This is a genomic window from Pantoea sp. R13S299, from assembly GCF_048515925.1.
Lineage (GTDB): Bacteria > Pseudomonadota > Gammaproteobacteria > Enterobacterales > Enterobacteriaceae > Pantoea.
Genome location: NZ_JBLYEF010000002.1, coordinates 434,633 through 455,067, shown reverse-complemented (window position 1 = coordinate 455,067; position 20,435 = coordinate 434,633). Strand labels below are relative to the sequence as shown.

General features: G+C 55.9%; 17 protein-coding genes and 1 riboswitch. Of the genes, 6 read left to right on the top strand and 11 right to left on the bottom strand.

Annotation, left to right across the window (positions count from 1 at the left end; genetic code table 11):
• The 10 genes from mraY to ilvI all read right to left on the bottom strand — a co-directional run bounded on the left by mraY (position 1) and on the right by ilvI (position 11,328).
• Positions 1-1,083, bottom strand: coding sequence for a phospho-N-acetylmuramoyl-pentapeptide-transferase (gene mraY, locus ACN1CO_RS13020; protein WP_003854755.1), 1,083 nt, complete (start codon positions 1,081-1,083; stop codon positions 1-3).
• The gene (gene murF, locus ACN1CO_RS13015; protein ID WP_419139285.1) at positions 1,077-2,435 is read right to left on the bottom strand and encodes a UDP-N-acetylmuramoyl-tripeptide--D-alanyl-D-alanine ligase; all 1,359 of its coding nucleotides are present in this window, start codon (positions 2,433-2,435) and stop codon (positions 1,077-1,079) included. Before murF ends, mraY begins: the two co-directional genes overlap by 7 nt.
• Entirely contained in the window at positions 2,432-3,919 is a 1,488-nt protein-coding gene (murE, locus tag ACN1CO_RS13010; RefSeq protein WP_419139284.1) for a UDP-N-acetylmuramoyl-L-alanyl-D-glutamate--2,6-diaminopimelate ligase, read from the bottom strand. The genes murF and murE overlap by 4 nt, the downstream gene beginning before the upstream one ends.
• The gene (locus ACN1CO_RS13005) at positions 3,906-5,675 is read right to left on the bottom strand and encodes a peptidoglycan glycosyltransferase FtsI (RefSeq protein ID WP_419139283.1); all 1,770 of its coding nucleotides are present in this window, start codon (positions 5,673-5,675) and stop codon (positions 3,906-3,908) included. Before ACN1CO_RS13005 ends, murE begins: the two co-directional genes overlap by 14 nt.
• 16 nt (positions 5,676-5,691) lie before the next feature.
• Positions 5,692-6,012 carry a cell division protein FtsL gene (gene ftsL, locus ACN1CO_RS13000; RefSeq protein WP_003854764.1) on the bottom strand — a complete coding sequence of 107 codons (321 nt, stop codon included), beginning with the start codon at positions 6,010-6,012 and terminating at the stop codon, positions 5,692-5,694.
• Positions 6,009-6,950, bottom strand: a complete 942-nt coding sequence (gene rsmH, locus ACN1CO_RS12995; protein ID WP_313697550.1) for a 16S rRNA (cytosine(1402)-N(4))-methyltransferase RsmH — start codon at positions 6,948-6,950, stop codon at positions 6,009-6,011. Before rsmH ends, ftsL begins: the two co-directional genes overlap by 4 nt.
• A 2-nt stretch (positions 6,951-6,952) precedes the next feature.
• Positions 6,953-7,411: a division/cell wall cluster transcriptional repressor MraZ gene (mraZ, locus tag ACN1CO_RS12990; protein WP_009092149.1), complete on the bottom strand. Its 459-nt coding sequence runs from the start codon at positions 7,409-7,411 to the stop codon at positions 6,953-6,955.
• A gap of 494 nt (positions 7,412-7,905) precedes the next feature.
• Positions 7,906-8,916: a catabolite repressor/activator gene (gene cra, locus ACN1CO_RS12985; RefSeq protein WP_419139282.1), complete on the bottom strand. Its 1,011-nt coding sequence runs from the start codon at positions 8,914-8,916 to the stop codon at positions 7,906-7,908.
• A gap of 196 nt (positions 8,917-9,112) precedes the next feature.
• Positions 9,113-9,604, bottom strand: a complete 492-nt coding sequence (ilvN, locus tag ACN1CO_RS12980) for an acetolactate synthase small subunit (protein ID WP_003854770.1) — start codon at positions 9,602-9,604, stop codon at positions 9,113-9,115.
• 2 nt (positions 9,605-9,606) lie between these two features.
• Positions 9,607-11,328 (bottom strand): acetolactate synthase 3 large subunit, encoded by a 1,722-nt coding sequence (gene ilvI, locus ACN1CO_RS12975; RefSeq protein ID WP_419139281.1) that lies wholly within the window; start codon positions 11,326-11,328, stop codon positions 9,607-9,609.
• 679 nt (positions 11,329-12,007) lie between these two features.
• Here ilvI and leuL point away from each other — a divergent pair.
• From leuL to leuD, 5 genes are all read left to right on the top strand, one after another.
• Positions 12,008-12,142, top strand: a complete 135-nt coding sequence (leuL, locus tag ACN1CO_RS12970) for a leu operon leader peptide (protein ID WP_193555294.1) — start codon at positions 12,008-12,010, stop codon at positions 12,140-12,142.
• Positions 12,143-12,231: 89 nt separating this feature from the next.
• Positions 12,232-13,794, top strand: a complete 1,563-nt coding sequence (gene leuA / locus ACN1CO_RS12965) for a 2-isopropylmalate synthase (protein WP_136196401.1) — start codon at positions 12,232-12,234, stop codon at positions 13,792-13,794.
• A 2-nt stretch (positions 13,795-13,796) separates the two neighbouring features.
• Complete coding sequence (gene leuB, locus ACN1CO_RS12960) at positions 13,797-14,888, top strand: 3-isopropylmalate dehydrogenase (protein ID WP_419139280.1); 1,092 nt, start codon at positions 13,797-13,799, stop codon at positions 14,886-14,888.
• Positions 14,889-14,892: 4 nt separating this feature from the next.
• Positions 14,893-16,299, top strand: a complete 1,407-nt coding sequence (gene leuC / locus ACN1CO_RS12955; RefSeq protein ID WP_283546267.1) for a 3-isopropylmalate dehydratase large subunit — start codon at positions 14,893-14,895, stop codon at positions 16,297-16,299.
• A gap of 3 nt (positions 16,300-16,302) precedes the next feature.
• Positions 16,303-16,908, top strand: coding sequence for a 3-isopropylmalate dehydratase small subunit (leuD, locus tag ACN1CO_RS12950; RefSeq protein ID WP_008925570.1), 606 nt, complete (start codon positions 16,303-16,305; stop codon positions 16,906-16,908).
• A gap of 271 nt (positions 16,909-17,179) precedes the next feature.
• Here the strand turns inward: leuD and ACN1CO_RS12945 are convergent, their stop codons facing one another.
• Complete coding sequence (locus tag ACN1CO_RS12945) at positions 17,180-18,358, bottom strand: MFS transporter (protein ID WP_419139279.1); 1,179 nt, start codon at positions 18,356-18,358, stop codon at positions 17,180-17,182.
• 252 nt (positions 18,359-18,610) lie between these two features.
• Here ACN1CO_RS12945 and sgrR point away from each other — a divergent pair, with 252 nt between their 5' ends.
• A complete protein-coding gene (gene sgrR, locus ACN1CO_RS12940; protein WP_419139278.1) occupies positions 18,611-20,272 on the top strand; it encodes an HTH-type transcriptional regulator SgrR in 1,662 nt (553 codons plus the stop codon).
• 35 nt (positions 20,273-20,307) lie between these two features.
• Positions 20,308-20,410: riboswitch (TPP riboswitch) on the top strand.
• Positions 20,411-20,435: the final 25 nt, after the last annotated feature.

Below are 20,435 nucleotides of genomic sequence, written 5' to 3'. Positions count from 1 at the left end.
TTAACGCACCTTCAGCGTGGCCAGGCCAATCAGCACCAGCATTAGCGAAATAATCCAGAAGCGCACAATGACGCGCGGTTCCGGCCAGCCCTTAAGTTCATAGTGGTGATGGATCGGCGCCATGCGGAAAATACGCTGGCCGCGCAACTTAAACGATCCCACCTGCAGGATCACCGACAGCGTTTCAACCACAAACACGCCGCCCATGATCACCAGTAAAAATTCCTGACGCAGTAACACCGCAATGGTGCCCAGCGCGCCGCCTAAAGCCAGCGAGCCGACATCGCCCATAAAGACCTGAGCCGGATAGGTGTTGAACCACAGGAAGCCCAGCCCTGCCCCGACGATGGCGGTACACACAATTACCAGCTCACCGGCATGACGCAGATAGGGAATATGAAGATATTCAGCAAACTTCACGTTACCGGTTGCCCAGGCAACCAGCGCAAAGCCCGCGGCAACGAAGACGGTTGGCATAATTGCCAGACCATCCAGGCCATCGGTCAGATTGACCGCGTTACCGGTTCCGACAATCACAAAGTAGGCCAGCAGCACATAAAAAAGTCCTAACTGCGGCATGATGTCTTTGAAAAATGGCACGACCAGTTGGGTTGCGGGGGTATCTTTGCCGGCCGCATAAAGTCCGAACGCAACGCCCAGCGAAATCACCGACATCCAGAAATATTTCCAGCGGGCGATCAGGCCTTTAGTGTCTTTGCGCACCACTTTGCGGTAGTCATCGACAAAGCCGATGATGCCAAAGCCAATTAACACAAACAGCACGCACCAGACATACGGATTCGAGGGGTATGCCCACATCAGCACCGAAATGGTGATTGAGGTCAGAATCATGATGCCGCCCATCGTGGGCGTGCCGCGCTTACTGAAATGCGATTCGGGGCCATCGTTACGGACAACCTGGCCAATCTGTAACTTCTGCAGCCACGCAATCAGGCGCGGTCCCATCCAGAGAGAGATAAATAGTGCAGTCAGCAGGCTGACAATGGCGCGAAACGTCAGATAGGAAAAGACGTTGAAGCCTGAATAAAAAGCGACCAGATGCTCGGCCAGCCAAACTAACATGTTCCTTTCTCCTTTAAGCTCTGTACTACCTGCTCCATGGCGGCACTACGTGAGCCTTTAATCAGGACGGTAATTTCTGAGTGTTCGGACAACAACTGACGCAAACGTTCAGTCAACGCTGTCTTATCGCTGAAATGTTCACCAACTTCGCTGCTTTCACTGATGAAATGGCTGAATTTTCCGCAACTCAGCACGCGATCGATACCTGCGTCACGAGCCGCTTCACCGATTTCTCGGTGACATTTTTCGGTCTCGTCACCCAGTTCCGCCATATCACCTGCGACCAGCACCTGGTAACCCGGCATCTCTGACAGGACCTGGACGGCGGCGGTCATCGATCCGACGTTAGCGTTGTAGCTGTCATCCAGCAGCAGCTGATGCGCAGAGAGGCGCACCGGGAACAGGCGACCTGGCACCGACTGCAGGTTTTTCAGTCCCTGCTGAACGGCACTAAGCGGGGCATCCACTGACAGGGCCAGAGCCGCCGCAGCCAGTGCGTTGGCGATGTTATGCCGACCCGGCAACGGCAGCACGATCTCAGCCTCGCCACGCGGTGTCTTCATCACAAAATGGGTGCCGTCCTGCGCAATGCGGATATCACGGGCGGAGAAATCGCACTCTGCCGCCTGCGGCGAGAAGCGCCATACGGTTTTGTCCTGCAGCGTGGCCTGCCAGTTTGGCCAGTCGTTGCTCTCCTCGTTGAGAATCGCAATACCGTTAGCCGGTAAGCCCTGGAAGATCTCACCTTTAGCTTTAGCGACACCCGCCAGCGAACCAAAACCTTCCAGATGGGCCGCTGCCAGGTTATTCACCAGCGCGCTTTCCGGTTTAACCAGGTCGGTGGTATAGGCGATTTCGCCCTGATGATTAGCGCCTAGCTCGATAACCGCATACTGATGTTCTGCGGTCAGACGCAGCAGCGTCATCGGCACGCCATAATCGTTGTTGAGATTGCCTGCGGTGTAGAGCGTTTCACCGCACTCACGCAGAATGGCCGCCGTCATCTCTTTAACCGAGGTTTTGCCGGAAGAGCCGGTCAGCGCCACGACGCGGGCGGTTGACTGCTGACGAACCCAGGCACCCAGTCGGCCAAAGGCGATACGGGTATCTGCAACCACCACCTGAGGTACAGCGACAGGTAAGTGCTTACTGACCAGCAGCGCCTGTGCGCCACTGGCAATCGCCTCTTCCGCGAAGTCATGGGCATCAAAACGTTCACCTACCAGCGCGACAAACAGGCTGCCCGCCGTCACTTTGCGGGTATCGGTGGTCACGTCGCTCAGGGTTAAATCGCTGCCGTGCAGCGTACCGTCGGTGATCTCCGCCAGCGTCTTTAATGAAACCGGAATCATGCTGCGCCTCCCAGCAGTGCCGCAACCGTGGCACGATCGGAATAGTCGAGACGGCGGTTGCCAATGATCTGATAATCTTCGTGGCCTTTACCGGCCACCAGCACGATATCGTCGGGCTGTGCCTGCATAATGGTGTTAGTGACCGCTTGCGCACGACCGGACACCACGCGGGCGCGGCCTGGATCCAGCAAACCGGTCAGAATATCTTTTACAATCGCCTGCGGATCTTCGCTGCGCGGGTTATCGTCGGTAATCACCACCACATCGGCATATTGCTCAGCAATCGCACCCATTAACGGGCGTTTGCCCTTGTCACGATCGCCACCGCAGCCAAACAGGCACCACAGTTTGCCTGTGCAATGCAGGCGTGCCGCTTCCAGCGCTTTTTCCAGCGCATCCGGCGTGTGGGCATAATCCACCACAACCGTCGGTTTTCCTGCGGCGCTGAACACTTCCATACGCCCGTTAACGGGCTGCAACTGCGGTGCAACGCTGACGAGCGTCGCCAGCGGATAATCCAGTGACAACAGCGTTGCCAGCGCCAGCATCAGATTGCTGACGTTGAATGCGCCCATGAGCGGGCTGTTGATTTCGCCATTGCCCCAGCTGGAACTGAAACGGATGTGCGCGCCGTTATCGTGGTACTCCACCGCATCGGCTTTCAGCCAGCGGCCGTGACAGCCCGGCTGAAGGTTATCTTCCATGGTGACGGCAACCGCATCCGGTAAGCGCGCCAGCCAGCGACGGCCGACTTCGTCATCGGCGTTAAGTATCGCCTGCCCGACCTGATGCTCAGAAAACAGCAGCCATTTGGCTGACTCATAGCTCTGCATATCACCGTGATAATCGAGGTGATCGCGGCTGAGATTGGTGAAGACCGCCGCGGCAAACGGCAGCGCCGCGACGCGATGCTGAACCAGACCATGTGACGAGACTTCCATTGCGGTCAGGGTCGCCCCTTTTTCCGCCAGATCGTGCAGCAGATGCTGAACATCCACCGCTGAACCCGTGGTATTTTCAGCAGCGGATAAGTGTCCCACCAGCCCATTGCCGACGGTGCCCATTACTGCGCTGGTTTCACCCAGCAGCGTCGCCCACTGCGCCAGCAACTGCGTAGTGGTGGTTTTACCGTTGGTGCCGGTGACGCCAATCAGCGTCTGCTTCTCGCCAGGCTGCTGATAAAAACGGCCTGCTAAGGCCGACAGACGCTGATTCAGCTGCGCCAGATAGATAACCGGTACGCCGTGCATTTCACGGATTTCGCCGTCGGCCGCTTCGCCCTCAGCTTCAGCCACCACGGCAGCGACGCCCTGCGCAATCGCCTGCGGAATGAAACGGCGCCCATCGACCTGATGGCCTGCAACCGCGACAAACAGATCGCCAGAAGCCGCAATGCGGCTATCCAGGGTCATGTCGCGCAGTGGGCGCGCCGGCGCGCCTGGCACCCAGGGGCCGAGTAAGTCGCGCAGGTTACGATCTGTCACTTGTTTCCTCACTTCTGTTAGTCACCAACTCATTCTTGTCATTGGTCGTCGGTAATGCGTCGGGCTCGATGTTCATGGTGCGCAGTACGCCGCCCATGATGGCACCAAACACCGGTGCAGAAACCGCACCGCCGTAATACTTGCCGGCCTGGGGATCGTTGATCACCACCACCAGCGCGAATCGGGGACGACTGGCAGGCGCAACGCCTGCGGTATAGGCAATGTATTTATTGACGTAGCGTCCGTCCGGCCCCACTTTTTTCGCCGTACCGGTTTTTATCGCAATGCGATAGCCCTTGATTGCCGCTTTGACACCACCACCACCCGGCAGCGCCACGCTTTCCATCATGTGCATCACGGTTTTCACCAGTGACTCATCGAAAACGCGTTGTCCCGCGACGGGCGGATCCACTTTGGTAATCGACAGCGGGCGATTAATGCCATAGCTGCCAATCGTTGCGTAGACTCGCGCTAACTGTAACGGCGTTACCATTAGCCCGTAGCCGAAAGAGAAGGTGGCCCTCTCTATGTCAGACCACCGTTGTTTTTTAGGGTATAAGCCACTGCTTTCCCCGACCAGCCCCAAATTGGTCGGTTTGCCCAGTCCAAAGCGCGCGTAAGTTTCTACCAGCGCAGAGGAAGGCATCGCTAACGCCAGACGTGAAACACCGACGTTACTCGACTTCTGTAAAACCCCTGTCAGGGTCAATTCGTTGTAGCGCGCCACATCTTTGATCTCATGACCATTCACGCGGTACGGCACGGTATTCAGGACGCTGTTCTCTCTGACCACGCCGCGTTGCAGCGCCGCCATGACCACCATCGGCTTCACCGTCGAGCCAGGCTCAAAAATGTCAGTGATGGCGCGGTTACGCATCAGATCTTTTGGCGTGTTGCCGAGATTATTCGGGTTGTAAGCCGGGCTGTTGGCCATCGCCAGCACTTCACCGGTATTCACATCCACCAACACCGCCGTACCCGATTCCGCTTTGTTAAAGGCTACGGCGTTGTTCAGTTCACGGTAGACCAGCGCCTGTAAGCGCTCATCAATGCTCAGGGTCAGGTTGTGGGCTGCGCGGCTATCCACAGAGGAAATATCTTCGATGACGCGACCGTAACGGTCTTTACGCACCGTACGCTCGCCCGGTGCACCGGTCAGCCATTTATCAAAGCTCTTCTCAATGCCTTCGATGCCCTGCCCGTCGATATTGGTAAAGCCAATCAGATGAGAGGTGACCTGCCCGGCAGGATAGTAACGGCGCGACTCTTCGCGCAGATGAATACCGGGAAGTTTGAGTTTTTTGACGTATTCGCCGATGGCCGGATTGACCTGGCGCGCCAGATAGACAAAGCGGCCTTTGGGATTGACATTTACGCGTGCAGCCAGCTGATCAAGGGGAATGGAGAGCGCATCGGACAGTGCCTTCCAGCGGCTGTCCAGTGTGACGCCGCCACCGGCGTGCAGCTCTTTTGGATCAGCCCAGATGGCATTAACCGGTACACTGACGGCCAGTGGACGTCCGGCGCGATCGCTGATCATCCCGCGTGAGGTCGGCACCGCCTGAACACGTAGCGAGCGCAGATCGCCCTCTTTGACCAGCTTGCCAGGATTGATCACCTGCAGCCAGGCAACACGTGACAGCAATCCACCCAGCGCCAGTAAAATACAGCCGCACAGCAACGCAAAACGCCAGCTTACAAAGCTGGCCTTATCTTCCGGTTTCTTTAACTTCAGCGTTCTGCCTGTGCCGCTCATTCGCTATCTGAAATCCTTATTTCTGCACCACGATATTTTCTTGTGAAGGATCAACGTGCTGCAGCTGCAGCTTCTCGGTGGCGATGCGTTCAACACGACTGTGATCGCCCAGCGCATTCTCTTCCAGAATCAGGTTACGCCACTCGATATCCAGCGCGTCACGCTCCAGCACCAGCTGTTCGCGCTGCGCGGTTAACAGTCGTGTTTTATGAGTGGTGGTCACCACCAGCACGGCAGACACCACCACAGCGATCAGTAACAGCACCGGAATCTTGCCTTTTCGCAGCAGATCCCCGCCGATGACGGCAGGCAGGCTGTGACGCTCATTACCGATCATTCGTCGGTTTTCTCCGCGATGCGTAATACTGAGCTGCGCGCGCGTGGGTTCTCAGAGACTTCAGCGTCACCCGGCGACATTTTGCCGAGCAACTTCAGTTCACGACCGCCAAGGGCACGCAGCTGATGTTCAGTCATGGGAATCCCAGGCGGCACCTGCGGCCCGCGACTCTGATCGCGCATAAAGCGCTTCACCAGCCGATCTTCCAGCGAATGGAAGCTGATAACCGAGAGACGACCCTGCGGTGCCAGCACTTCAACAGCGCCTTTCAGTGCAATGTCGATCTCTTCCAGTTCGCTGTTAATCCAGATACGAATTGCCTGGAAGCTGCGCGTGGCCGGATGTTTAAACTTATCTTTCACCGGCATGGCGATGGAGATGACTTCAGCCAGCTCACGTGTGCGGGTCATCGGCTGCTCGCGGTTCCGCTCGACAATGGCCCGGGCAATACGTTTAGCGAACCGCTCTTCACCGTAGGTCTTCAGAACGAAAGCGATATCCGCCTCTTCCGCGTGCAGCAACCATTCTGCGGCGGAGTGACCGCGCGACGGGTCCATTCGCATATCCAGCGGTCCATCACGCATAAAGGAGAAGCCACGTTCGGCGTCATCCAGCTGCGGCGATGAAACCCCCAGATCCAGCAAAATGCCGTCAATTTTTCCGACTAATTCCCGTTCAGAGACATACTCTGCCAGCGCGGAAAAAGGACCATGAATAATTGAAAAACGCGGGTCGGTGATCTCTGCGGCAGCGGCGATAGCTTGCGGATCACGATCGATGGCGATCAGCTTTCCCTTCTCTCCCAGTTGCGAAAGAATCAGGCGTGAATGGCCACCACGACCAAATGTGCCGTCGATGTAAATACCGTCTTCCCTGATATTGAGGCCGTTAACCGCCTCATCCAACAGCACGGTGGTATGTTTGAAATTTTCCTGCATAGCTATAGCGACAAGTCCTGCAACCGCTCAGATAAAGGCTCCTGAGCCGACTGTTCTGCGTCAATATCGTCCCTGACTTGTTGATACCAGGTCTGTTCATCCCACAGCTCAAACTTATTGAACTGTCCAACCAGCATCACTTCTTTGGTTAATTTTGCGTGCTGCCGAAGCGTATTCGCCAGCAGCAGGCGGCCCGCATTGTCCATCTGACATTCACTGGCATGCCCCAGCAGCAAACGCTGCACACGGCGCTCAAGTGGATTCATACTGGAAAGGCGTGCCAGTTTTTTTTCAATGATTTCCCATTCGGGCAGGGTATAAAGCAACAGGCATGGCTGGTGGAGGTCGATGGTACAGACCATCTGCCCCTGAGACTCCCCAATCAGCAAATCGCGATATCGCGTGGGTACGGCGAGCCGCCCTTTGCTGTCGAGATTGACTAACGTTGCTCCGCGGAACATGCCAGTCTCTTCTCCTCATCACCCATTTACGCCACTTTATCCCACTTTTTACCACGAAACGAGTTTAAGGATCCCATGAAATCCTTGTCAAGCCGGAGCGGCAGTTGAATATCACTCTTTACAAGGCGCAGAATTAAAGTCTGGCGACGATATAATCGAATAAAAGAGGGAAGTTAAAATTAAGCCAATGAATACCTGAATAAAAAAAACAGCCCGGGGAAAAACGACTAAAAATGAAACAATGTAAAGGGCTAAATATTTATACCGGTTTCTGAGACAGCGGCGGCATTTTAGGGGATTTCCGAAAGGAAGCCCAGCAGCTTCAGGCCAGACGGGAAAGGAAGTTTGTTGAAGTTGTAAGCAGATAATAAAAATAAGTCTTTCTGCTTTGTTAGATTTGATGAGCAGAATTTACGCTTTTTTACGTCGACCTGTTTATTTAATCAGTTAAATTGCGAAATAAAATGGGCGGGCAGTGTAATACTGCCCGTTAATCATTTAACTCTTCGGCTTAATTGTCCGCGACGGTATAAATTACGGCGGATGCGGGTTAAACCCGGTTTTGGTTTTCTGGGTTCGTCCAGCGAGGCTAAAACTAATTCCAGCACGCGTTCTGCCACATCGCGATGACGCTGGCCGACCGCCAGTACCGGACACTCAAGAAAGTCCAGTAATTCGTGGTCGCCAAAGGTGGCAATCGCCAGCTCAGTCGGCAGGCGGCCGTCTCGTTTCAGCGTCACATCCATTACACCCTGCAGCAGACCAAATGAGGTGGTAAACAGCGCCTCCGGCATCGGGTGTTCTTCAAGGTATTTTTCAAACAGTGCCGCAGCGGCAGTGCGTTCGAAGCTGTTGCAGTAGATATAGTCAATCGGACGGGGATCGTCTTTCCATGCATCACGGAATCCCATCTCGCGCAGGAAACTTACTGACAGCTCAGGTAACGCGCCGAGGAACAGCACATTTTTAACGTCCAGCTGACGCAGTTCAGCGGCCAGTGTCTGCGCATCGTCCTGATCGGCACCGACAACGCTGGTGAAATGTTCACGATCCAGCGCGCGGTCTAGCGCGATAATCGGCAGCGGATCGTTGATCCAGCGCTGATAAAAGGGATGCTCTGGCGGTAGCGAGGTGGAGACGATAATCGCATCGACCTGGCGCTGCAGCAGATGTTCAATGCAGCGCATCTCGTTATCGGGCTGATCTTCAGAACAGGCGATCAACAGCTGATAGCCGCGCTGACGCGCCTGTCGCTCAAGATAGTTCGCAATACGGGTATAACTGGTATTTTCCAGATCCGGAATGACTAACCCAATAGAGCGCGTACGCCCGGCGCGCAGCCCGGCAGCCACCGCATTGGGGTGATAATTATGCTCACGAACCACCGCCATGACTTTCTCAACGGTCTTGTCGCTGACACGATACTGCCGCGCTTTGCCGTTGATCACATAACTGGCCGTGGTGCGCGATACGCCTGCCAGACGCGCAATTTCATCCAGTTTCACGATAACCCCACCATCAAATCCGCTTTTACGGCAGAAATAGCCGCAGTTAAGCTATGGATAACTCATGTCTATCATCTAACAGCAGAAAAGTGCGCGGAGCAACCGCTTTTCTGAATGTAACTCGCCTGGCGCATAAAAAATAAAAAAACCCGGCATTTCGCCGGGTTAGGTGAGGATTGATGATGACGCAGCGTGATTAACGCATGATACGATCGCCACGTGAAACGCCCACGATACCGGAACGTGCCACTTCAACAATTTCCGCGACATCGCGAACGGTACTCAGGAAGGCGTCCAGTTTGTCGCTGGTGCCGGCCAGCTGAACCGTGTACAGCGTCGGGGTCACGTCGATGATCTGACCACGGAAGATCTCGGCGTTACGCTTCACCTCTTCGCGGCCATAACCGCTGGCCTGAATCTTCACCAGCATGATTTCGCGTTCAACGTAAGCGCCCTGCCCCAGCTCGGTGACGCGCAGTACGTCCACCAGCTTGTGCAGCTGCTTTTCAATCTGCTCCAGTACTTTCTGATCGCCTACCGTCTGAATGGTCATCCGCGACAGTGTCGGATCGTCGGTCGGTGCCACGGTCAGGCTTTCAATGTTGTAGCCGCGCTGTGAAAACAGGCCGACGACACGGGATAATGCGCCGGATTCGTTCTCCAGCAGAACTGATAAAATACGACGCATAATTATGTCCTCTCCGTTTTGCTCAACCACATCTCATCCATGCTGCCACCGCGAATCTGCATAGGGTAAACATGCTCGCTACCGTCAACGGTGACATCCACAAATACCAGACGCCCCTTCGCCAGGGTTTCCAGCGCCAGCGTCAGCTTCTCTTCCAGCTCAGCCGGATGCTCAATCGCGATTCCGACGTGACCGTAGGCTTCCGCCAGACGCACGAAGTCAGGCAGCGACTCCATATAAGACTGGGAGTGACGGCCGGAGTAAATCATATCCTGCCACTGCTTCACCATGCCCAGCACCCGATTATTCAGGTTTAACACCAGCACCGGCAGATCGTACTGCAGCGCGGTCGAAAGCTCCTGAATGTTCATCTGGATACTGCCATCGCCGGTTACACAGATCACGGTCTCTTCCGGCAGCGCCATCTTCACGCCCAGCGCAGCAGGCAGGCCAAATCCCATGGTGCCCAGACCGCCGGAGTTGATCCAGCGGCGCGGTTTATCGAAAGGATAATAGAGCGCAGCAAACATCTGATGCTGGCCTACATCCGACGTGACATAGGCATCGCCTTTGGTCAGACGGCTGATGGTTTCAATCACGGCCTGCGGCTTAATCTTGTCGCTGGTGCGATCGAATTCCAGGCAGTGACGACTGCGCCAGCCTTCAATCTCCTGCCACCAGTCGTGCAGGCTTTCAGCGCGCTGGCTTTCGCTTTGCGCCAGCAACTCCAGCATCTGCTGCAGCACCTGCTTCGCATCGCCCACGATCGGGATATCCGCCGCGACCGTCTTGGAGATAGAGGTTGGGTCGATATCGATGTGCATCACCGTGGCATTGGGACAATATTTCGCCAGATTGTTGGTAGTGCGGTCATCAAAGCGAACGCCGATACCAAAAATCAGGTCGGTGTTGTGCATCGTCATGTTGGCTTCATAGGTGCCGTGCATACCGAGCATGCCGACGCACTGACGATGGGTACCAGGGAACGCGCCCAGGCCCATCAGCGAGGTCGTCACCGGAATATTCAGGCTCTCGGCCAGCTGTAACAGTTCTGCTTCGCAGCCTGCGGTAATGGCACCACCACCGGCGTAGATCACCGGCTTCTTCGCAGCCAGCAAGGTGGTCAGCGCGCGCTTAATCTGCCCTTTATGCCCCTGAATGGTCGGGTTGTAAGAGCGCATGCTCACCGACTCCGGCCAGTGATAAGGCAGTTTGTTAGCCGGATTCAGAATATCTTTTGGCAGGTCGATCACCACCGGTCCCGGACGGCCGGTTGAGGCCAGCCAGAACGCCTTTTTCAACACGGTTGGGATCTCTTCGGTGCTTTTCACCAGGAAGCTGTGCTTCACCACCGGACGAGAGATGCCGACCATGTCGCACTCCTGAAAGGCGTCATAGCCAATCAGCGACGAGGGAACCTGACCCGACAGAATCACCAGCGGAATCGAATCCATATAGGCGGTGGCGATACCGGTAATCGCATTGGTTGCACCGGGTCCTGAGGTGACAAGCACCACGCCGACTTCGCCGGTGGCGCGCGCCAGGCCGTCAGCCATGTGCACTGCGCCCTGCTCATGGCGCACCAGAATGTGATCGATACCCCCGACGGTTTGCAGCGCATCATAGATATCTAAGACCGCGCCACCCGGATAACCGAATACCTGCTTAACGCCCTGATCGATTAACGAACGGACGACCATTTCGGCTCCTGACAACATCTCCATCTTCTGCCTCCAGGCTTGAGGACCCGGCTCTGTTAATCCGCCCGTTTGTGCGTACCACATTGCCCTGGTGCCTGCTTTGCCAATCAAAATCTTATGTTTATGCACGACAGCGGAAACATCTGCCGCTGTCCGGTTACAGAGAAATCTGTTGAGTTTATTTTTCTGAGAGTAGGTCGATTACCATAACCGCAGTTAACCGGGCAGGCAAACCGCAAACCCGCGTAAATTAAAAGGCAGGGACGTAAAGCCTCTGCCCCACAAGAATTGGCTGCGCGGATTAAACTAATTACGCGGCAGAACCGCAGAGGAAAATGCTGGGTACGAAATTATTTTCAGCGTGATCTAAGAAATAACGAAAACTTATTACCGGCTGCAATAGCCCACAATCGCCTGACACTTTTATTTTCTGGCGTAATTAACCATCAAATCACTAAAGCGCATTGGATTATGCTAACCAGCAGGTGATAAATGCTGTGCCATCGCAGATCAGAAAACCCATTAAGCCTTTAAATTTCAATAGAATAAACCCTGAACCCTGCTCCAAAGCCCCGCATTCCGGCGCTGATTTTATCTGCCACGACTGAGGCGCTGTTCATTACGCTGCCTGACCGGTAAATAACAGAATATCTTCCTCTGTCGCCCCGGAGAATACCCCTGCATTGAAGGTTGACATCCCTGAATGATTCCAGTACCAATATGTACAGCACAACATTTTATAAGGTTTGAATCCATGTTTCGTTCTGTCCGCCTTCTCGGTCTACTACTAAACGCACTCAGCTTGCGCGGTAGACTTGTGGGCGGAATCAAACACTGATTCAAACCTGCTGAAAGTTAAAAACCCGCGCCTGTCGCGGGTTTTTTTATGCTCGTTGCCAGGCCAGAAAAAGCATAAGGATGAATACGATGAGCCAGCAAGTCATTATTTTCGATACCACTCTGCGCGACGGTGAGCAGGCATTACAGGCCAGCCTGAGTGTGAAAGAAAAATTGCAGATTGCGTTAGCGCTGGAGCGCATGGGCGTGGATGTGATGGAAGTCGGTTTTCCGGTCTCCTCACCGGGCGACTTTGAGTCTGTGCAGACCATTGCGCGCACCATCAAAAACAGTCGGGTCTGCGGACTGGCGCGCTGTGTGGAAAAAGATATCGACGCAGCATACGAATCACTGCGCGTTGCCGAAGCCTTCCGTATTCATACCTTCATCGCCACCTCCCCGATGCACATCGCGACCAAACTGCGCAGCACGCTGCCGGAAGTGATTGAGCGTGCGGTGCATATGGTAAAGCGTGCGCGTAACTACACCAGTGACGTTGAGTTCTCCTGCGAAGATGGCGGCCGTACCCCGATTGATGACCTGTGCCGGATGGTGGAAGCCACGATTAACGCCGGTGCGACCACCATCAACATCCCGGACACCGTTGGCTACACCCTGCCAGGCGAATATGCTCACATCATCAGCGAACTGATGAACCGCGTTCCCAACATCGACAAAGCGATTATCTCTGTGCATACCCACGATGACCTGGGCATGGCAACCGGTAACGCCCTGGCTGCCGTTCAGGCAGGCGCGCGTCAGGTTGAAGGCACGATGAATGGCCTGGGTGAACGTGCCGGTAACTGCGCGCTGGAAGAGGTGATCATGGCGATTAAAACCCGTCAGCAGATCATGAATGTGCATACCAATATCAATCATCAGGAAATCTACCGCACCAGCCAGATGGTCAGCCAGATCTGCAACATGCCGATTCCGGCTAATAAGGCGGTGGTTGGCTCCAACGCCTTCGCCCACTCCTCCGGCATTCATCAGGATGGCGTGCTGAAGAACCGCGAGAACTATGAAATCCTGACGCCGGAATCGATCGGCTTACACAAAATCCAGCTGAACCTGACCTCACGTTCAGGCCGCGCGGCGGTCAAACATCGCATGGAAGAGATGGGCTATGCCGAGCAGGATTACAATCTGGATACGCTGTATGACGCCTTCCTGAAGCTGGCCGACAAAAAAGGTCAGGTCTTCGATTACGACCTGGAAGCGCTGGCCTTCATCAATAAACAGAATGAAGAGCCGGAGCATTTCCAGCTGCACGAATTTAACGTCCAGACCGGTTCCAGCATGACGGCCACCGCCTCTGTTAATCTGGGTTGCGGCGATGTCGCTAAATCTGATGCCGCTACCGGCAATGGTCCTGTTGACGCGGTTTATCAGGCGATTAACCGCATCACCCAGTTTGATGCTGAACTGGTTAACTACAAACTGACCGCTAAAGGCCACGGCGAGAACGCGCTGGGGCAGGTCGATATCGTGGTGAGCTACAACGGCCGCAAATTCCACGGCATTGGTCTGGCGACCGATATCGTCGAGTCCTCCGCTAAAGCGATGGTCAACGCCCTGAACAATATCTGGCGTGCCCGTCAGGTTGAACAAGAATTGCAGCGCAAATTTAAAGATCAGAAGGAAACCGTATAACCATGTCCAGCTCATCTCATATCGCAGTTTTACCCGGTGACGGTATCGGCCCGGAAGTCATGGCACAGGCGATGAAAGTGCTGGATGCCATTCGTCAGCACTTTGATATGCAGATCACCACCCAGGAATATGCGGTCGGCGGCATTGCTATCGATCAGCATGGCGAACCTCTGCCACCGGCGACGGTTGCCGGCTGCGAACAGGCCGACGCGATCCTGTTTGGCTCCGTTGGCGGCCCGAAGTGGGAGCATTTACCGCCTGCGTCACAGCCGGAACGCGGTGCGCTGCTGCCGCTGCGCAAACATTTCAAGCTGTTCAGTAACCTGCGTCCGGCTGCACTCTATAGTGGACTGGAAGCATTCTGCCCGCTGCGCGCCGACATCGCTGCTAAAGGCTTCGACATTCTGTGCGTGCGTGAACTGACCGGCGGCATCTATTTTGGTCAGCCAAAAGGACGCGAAGGCAGCGGTCCGGAAGAGCGTGCTTTTGATACCGAGGTCTATCACCGTTTCGAAATCGAGCGCATTGCCCGCATCGCGTTTGAATCGGCGCGCAAACGTCGCAACAAAGTCACCTCGGTTGATAAAGCTAACGTGCTGCAGACCTCAGTAATGTGGCGAGAAATCGTCAACGAAGTGGCAAAAGAGTACCCGGACGTTCAGCTGAGCCACATCTATATCGACAACGCCACCATGCAGTTGATCAAAGACCCGTCACAGTTTGACGTGCTGCTCTGCTCCAACCTGTTTGGTGACATTCTGTCTGATGAGTGCGCCATGATTACCGGCTCGATGGGTATGCTGCCGTCCGCCAGCCTGAATGAAGCAGGCTTTGGCCTGTTCGAACCGGCGGGTGGTTCAGCGCCGGATATCGCCGGTCAGAACATTGCTAACCCGATCGCTCAGATTCTGTCGCTGTCATTGCTGCTGCGTTACAGCCTGAATGCCGATGCGGCAGCCGACAGTATCGAACGCGCCATCAGTCGTGCGCTGGAACAGGGCTACCGCACCAAAGATTTAGCCGGTGATGGCCCAGCGGTCAGCACAGATGAGATGGGCAGCATCATTGCCCGCTTTATCGCCGAGGAAAAATAAAAAAATGAAAACCTTATACCAGAAGTTATTTGATGCACATGTCGTCCACGAAACGCCAGAAGAAACCCCGTTACTCTACATCGATCGCCATCTGATCCATGAAGTGACGTCACCACAGGCCTTTGATGGTCTGCGTGCGCACGGACGTAAAGTCCGTCAGCCGGGCAAAACCTTTGCCACCATGGATCACAACGTTTCTACCCAGACCAAAGACATCAATGCGTCGGGCGAGATGGCGCGTATTCAGATGCAGGAGCTGATGAAGAACTGCGCGGAGTTTGGCGTCCAGCTGTATGACCTGAATCACCCGTTCCAGGGCATCGTCCACGTTATCGGCCCTGAGCAGGGCATGACGCTGCCGGGCATGACCATTGTGTGCGGCGACTCGCATACTGCAACGCACGGTGCCTTTGGCTCACTGGCCTTTGGTATCGGCACCTCCGAAGTGGAACATGTGTTTGCGACTCAGACTCTGAAACAGGGTCGGGCGAAAACTATGAAGATTGAAGTGCTGGGCCAGGCATCAACCGGCATTACAGCAAAAGATATCGTGCTGGCGATCATCGGCAAAACCGGCAGCGCAGGCGGCACCGGCTATGTCGTTGAGTTCTGCGGCCCGGCGATTCAGGCGCTGAGCATGGAAGGTCGTATGACCCTGTGCAACATGGCGATTGAGATGGGTGCGAAAGCGGGCCTGGTGGCACCGGATGAAACGACCTTCAACTATCTGAAAGGTCGTCAGTTCTCGCCACAGGGTGAGAAATGGGAACAGGCAGTCGATTACTGGCGCACCCTGAAGTCTGACGAAGGCGCGAAGTATGATGCGGTGGTGACATTGCATGCTGAAGATATCGCACCGCAGGTCACCTGGGGCACCAACCCGGGTCAGGTAATTGCCGTTGATCAGGTGATCCCGAATCCGGCCTCGTTCGCCGATCCGGTCGAGCGCGCCTCAGCGGAAAAAGCGCTGGCCTACATGAACCTGCAACCGGGCATCAAACTGACCGATGTCGCGATTGATAAAGTGTTTATCGGCTCCTGCACCAATTCACGCATTGAAGATCTGCGTGCCGCCGCCGCCATCGCTAAAGGCCGCAAAGTCGCGCCTGGCGTGGTTGCCATGGTAGTGCCAGGTTCCGGCCCGGTGAAAGCACAGGCTGAAGCGGAAGGTCTGGATAAAATCTTCCTGGAAGCGGGCTTTGAATGGCGTCTGCCAGGCTGCTCAATGTGTCTGGCGATGAACAATGACCGTCTGAATCCAGGCGAGCGTTGCGCATCTACCAGCAACCGTAACTTTGAAGGTCGCCAGGGCCGTGGTGGGCGTACCCATCTGGTCAGCCCAGCGATGGCCGCAGCGGCTGCCGTAACCGGCCACTTTGCCGACATCCGTGAACTGACGACAGGAGCTTAAGTCATGGCGAATAAATTTACTCAGCACACCGGCATTGTTGCGCCGCTGGATGCCGCGAACGTCGATACGGACGCCATCATTCCCAAGCAGTTTTTGCAGAAGGTGACCCGCACCGGTTTCGGTCAGCACCTGTTTCATGACTGGCGCTTTGAAGATGACGCCGGTACGGTGCCGACGCCGGGTTTTGTGCTGAACAAGCCAGAGTTCAAAGGCACCAGCATCCTGCTGGCACGCGAGAATTTTGGCTGCGGCTCCTCACGTGAGCATGCCCCCTGGGCGCTGACCGATTTCGGTTTTCACGTGGTAATTGCGCCGAGCTTCGCCGATATCTTTTACGGCAACAGCTTTAATAACCAGCTGCTGCCGGTGAAATTAAGCGAAGAGGAAGTGGATGAGCTGTTCAGACTGGTTGCTGCCCAGCCAGGCATCAGCTTTACGGTAGACCTGGAAGCGCAGACAGTCACCGCAGGCGATAAGGTTTATTCGTTTGAGCTCGACAGCTTCCGCCGCCACTGCATGATTAACGGCCTCGACAGCATCGGCCTGACGCTGCAGCACGAAGCGTCGATTTCGCAGTATGAGCAGAATCAGCCCGCCTTCCTGCGTTGATTGAGTTAAAGCAGGGCGACATCCGGTCGCCTTCAGACTGCTGAAAAACCCTAATCAGGGTGAATCTGACAGCAATAAAAAAACCTGATGCGCTGGGAACACGGTCAGAAGAGGAAAGCGTCCCGCGCCAGGGACGGCGCGGGCCGAGCGGCCAGGGATTGGCTTAAGCGACTTTCCGATCTGACCGTGTTCCCTTCGCCAGCTCGGTCTTAACGCCACCGAGCCAGACTTTGTTAGCACTGTGAGGGCGACATCCGGTCGCCCTTCTCTTTTATACGTCGCGCACCCGCGCTGACATCACCAGCGCCACAATCGCCAGCCCGAATGCCAGCCAGTAAACCGCCTCATGCCCCAGTCGCTCACTCAGTGTTCCCTGAATCACCCCAGCCAGAATCATCCCGGTCGAGATCGAATTGGTGAACATGGTGGTCGCCGCGCCGGGCCGTCCTGGCATCAAATCCTGGAACCACAACATCCCTATGCCAGCAATAATCCCGACAAACACCGCGTTAAACAGCTGCAACACCATCAGCGAGGTGCGGGAGTTGAACAGCACCAGCCCCAGATAAAACAGGACGCCGGCCGCCACCGCAATCAGCATTAACCTGCGCTTACCGATGCGACGCGCGTAATGGCCCGCCAGCAGCATCACCGGGATCTCCAGCCCGGCCGCCGTTCCCATCAGCAGACCGGCCAGCTTCTCCGGGAGACCCAGCGTGGTGCTGATATAAAGCGGCATATCAATGATATACATCGTGTTGCAGGTCCACATCGCCACCGAGGCGAGGAACAGCAAACGCACATCACGATCGCGCCAGCCACTCAACGGCAGCCCGCCGCTTTGCATCAGCGGCTGCGTACGTGGCACCGACGGCAGGGTAAACCAGACCAGCAGAATGCAGAGCAGAAACAGTACCGCGGCCACCATAAACAGCGTCACAAAGCCGTAGTTCAGCGCCAGCGCGAACGATAACGGCGGCCCGATCACCCACGCCAGCGACAGCTGCGCACGCATCACCGAACTGAACATCACCGCTTCACGCGCCGACTGATCGGCATACTCCCGTGCCAGCGCAAACAGCTGCGGCATAGAGACGCTGGCCAGCGCCGACAGCAGCACGCCCAGCGTCAGCAGAGTCAGATAGTCGCGGGTAAAGGCAAACAGCAGCGCATTCACCAGCGCCATCAGGCAGCAGAAGAGAATGATATGACGACGATCGCCGACGCTGTCTGAGCGCTTTGCCACCAGCATACTCACCACGATACCGGCCACCGCGTTGAGGGTGAAAAACAGCCCTACCCAGAAGGGCCGCGCCTGTACCTCACGCGTCAGAAACAGGCTAAGCGTCGGCGCCTGCAGAGCACCCGCGATGCCCAGCATGAACGAGGCGACCATAAAAGCGAGGTAAACCGGGTTGATGCGGCGCTGCCGCGTTAACAGCGATTTCATACGAAATCCCTTACAGAACAAACAGAGGGGAAAAAGAAGCGTAGACGATACCGCGCAACATGAAAAAAGCCAGCAGAGATCATCTGCTGGCGGTGTAAATGCACCCTACTCAGAAAAGCACTCCGCTGAACAGCGAAGTGAGGGTCGAACGCCATTCACTGCTGAATGCCTCCCGCTCTTCCCATAGCATAAAGTTTGCTCTTAAAATGAGGCAGGAAAAACAGAGCGCTTTTCACAGGGAGTTCCCCTTTTATGTCCTCATCACGTCTGAAGCAGCAGTTCATCCGCCTGTGGCAAAGCTGTCAGGGTCAGACACAGGAGATTACGCTCAGCGAACTGGCTGATCTGCTGCACTGCTCGCGCCGCCATATGCGCAATCTGCTCAACAGGATGCAGGCCGCAGGCTGGCTGATCTGGCAGGCTGAAGCCGGACGCGGCAAGCGATCGCAGCTTACCTTCTGCTACACCGGCCTTGCCCTGCAGCAGCAGCGTGCCGAGGATTTGCTGGAACAGGATCGCATCGATCAACTGGTCCAGCTGGTAGGTGATAAAAACCAGGTGCGTCAGATGATCAGCGCGCATCTGGGGCGCAGTTTCCGGCAGGGCAAGCATATCCTGCGGGTGCTCTACTATCGTCCGCTGCTCAATCTTCTGCCCGGCTCGGCGCTGCGGCGCTCGGAAACCCACATTGCGCGACAGATTTTCAACGGTCTGACGCGGATAAATGAGGAAAACGGGGAAATCGAACCCGATATTGCGCACCACTGGCAGCAGACGTCCCCGCTTCACTGGCGCTTCTTCCTGCGTCCGGCGATTCGCTTCCATCACGGCAGAGAACTGGAGATGGAGGATGTGCTGGCGACGCTGGAGCGTCAGCGCCCGCATCCGCTTTTTTCCCATATTGCGCAGATCGACTCGCCCGCCCCCTGGACGCTGGATATCCGTTTAAGCCAGCCTGACGAGGGATTGCCCTGGCTGCTGGGCAGCGTCAGTGCGATGATCCTGCCGCGCGAATGGCCCACGCTGCACGACTTTGCCCGCCAGCCCGTTGGCACCGGTCCTTACCGGGTGATCCGCAATCAGGAGAGCCAGCTGAAGATCGAAGCGTTTGATGACTACTTCGGTTTTCGCGCGCTGATTGATGATGTCTCTATCTGGGTACTGCCCGACATCAGCGATGAGCTGGTCTATGCCGGCGTCCGTCTGCAGGGCGACAGCGCCGATGAAGTTCAGGAGGAGAGCCGCCTTGAAGAGGGTTGCTACTATCTGCTGTTTGACCAGCGTTCAGAGCAGGGCCGCAACGAGGCAGTGCGACGCTGGGTCAGCTACCTGTTTAACCCCATCGCCCTGCTCAATCACGCCGGTGTCGGCTATCAGCGCTACTGGTTTCCGGCGTATGGTCTGCTGCCACGCTGGCATCACCGGCGCGACCTGACGCCCGTGGAAAAACCGCCCGGCTTAACGCATCTGACGCTGACCTGGTACAGCCAGCACGTGGAGCATGAAGGCATCGCTAATGCGCTGCGTCCGCTGCTGGCAGAGCATGGCGTCACGCTGGAGACCCGTGAGATCAGCTACGAAAGCTGGTATCAGGGCGACGCGGAAAGTGACATCTGGCTGGGCAGCGTGAACTTCACCCTGCCGCTTAATTACTCGCTGTTTGCGCAGCTTTATGAGATCCCACTGCTGCATCACTGCCTGCCGATCGACTGGCATGGCGATGCGGCCCGCTGGCGCGAGAAAACGCTGCCGCTGGCTGAATGGAGTAAACAGCTGGTCGAAGAAGCTGGTCTGCATCCGTTGTTTCATCACTGGCTGCTGCTTGAAGGACAGCGCAGCATGCGCGGCGTCCGGATGAATACGCTGGGCTGGTTTGATTTTAAATCGGCCTGGTTCGCGCCACCGGCGTTGTGACGCTTTCGCCCCGGCGCTGAAATGACTAGAATGTGACGTTCTCAACGGGGTGCGGCTTGCCACAAGCAAGCAGCTGAGAAATACCCGTCGAACCTGATTCGGTTAATACCGACGTAGGGATTTGAGAGGCCTCTGTGCTCAGATCCTTTGCGACTCATCCCCT

Excerpts from the sequence above, each read along its gene's own strand:
- ftsL (WP_003854764.1), bottom strand. The coding sequence starts at position 6,012 with ATGATCGGTAATGAGCGTCACAGCCTGCCTGCCGTCATCGGCGGGGAT.
- ilvN (WP_003854770.1), bottom strand. The coding sequence starts at position 9,604 with ATGCGTCGTATTTTATCAGTTCTGCTGGAGAACGAATCCGGCGCATTA.
- mraY (WP_003854755.1), bottom strand. The coding sequence starts at position 1,083 with ATGTTAGTTTGGCTGGCCGAGCATCTGGTCGCTTTTTATTCAGGCTTC.
- leuD (WP_008925570.1), top strand. The coding sequence starts at position 16,303 with ATGGCGAATAAATTTACTCAGCACACCGGCATTGTTGCGCCGCTGGAT.
- leuB (WP_419139280.1), top strand. The coding sequence starts at position 13,797 with ATGTCCAGCTCATCTCATATCGCAGTTTTACCCGGTGACGGTATCGGC.
- mraZ (WP_009092149.1), bottom strand. The coding sequence starts at position 7,411 with ATGTTCCGCGGAGCAACGTTAGTCAATCTCGACAGCAAAGGGCGGCTC.
- leuA (WP_136196401.1), top strand. The coding sequence starts at position 12,232 with ATGAGCCAGCAAGTCATTATTTTCGATACCACTCTGCGCGACGGTGAG.
- ACN1CO_RS12945 (WP_419139279.1), bottom strand. The coding sequence starts at position 18,358 with ATGAAATCGCTGTTAACGCGGCAGCGCCGCATCAACCCGGTTTACCTC.
- ilvI (WP_419139281.1), bottom strand. The coding sequence starts at position 11,328 with ATGGAGATGTTGTCAGGAGCCGAAATGGTCGTCCGTTCGTTAATCGAT.
- murF (WP_419139285.1), bottom strand. The coding sequence starts at position 2,435 with ATGATTCCGGTTTCATTAAAGACGCTGGCGGAGATCACCGACGGTACG.
- sgrR (WP_419139278.1), top strand. The coding sequence starts at position 18,611 with ATGTCCTCATCACGTCTGAAGCAGCAGTTCATCCGCCTGTGGCAAAGC.
- leuC (WP_283546267.1), top strand. The coding sequence starts at position 14,893 with ATGAAAACCTTATACCAGAAGTTATTTGATGCACATGTCGTCCACGAA.
- ACN1CO_RS13005 (WP_419139283.1), bottom strand. The coding sequence starts at position 5,675 with ATGAGCGGCACAGGCAGAACGCTGAAGTTAAAGAAACCGGAAGATAAG.
- leuL (WP_193555294.1), top strand. The coding sequence starts at position 12,008 with ATGATTCCAGTACCAATATGTACAGCACAACATTTTATAAGGTTTGAA.
- rsmH (WP_313697550.1), bottom strand. The coding sequence starts at position 6,950 with ATGCAGGAAAATTTCAAACATACCACCGTGCTGTTGGATGAGGCGGTT.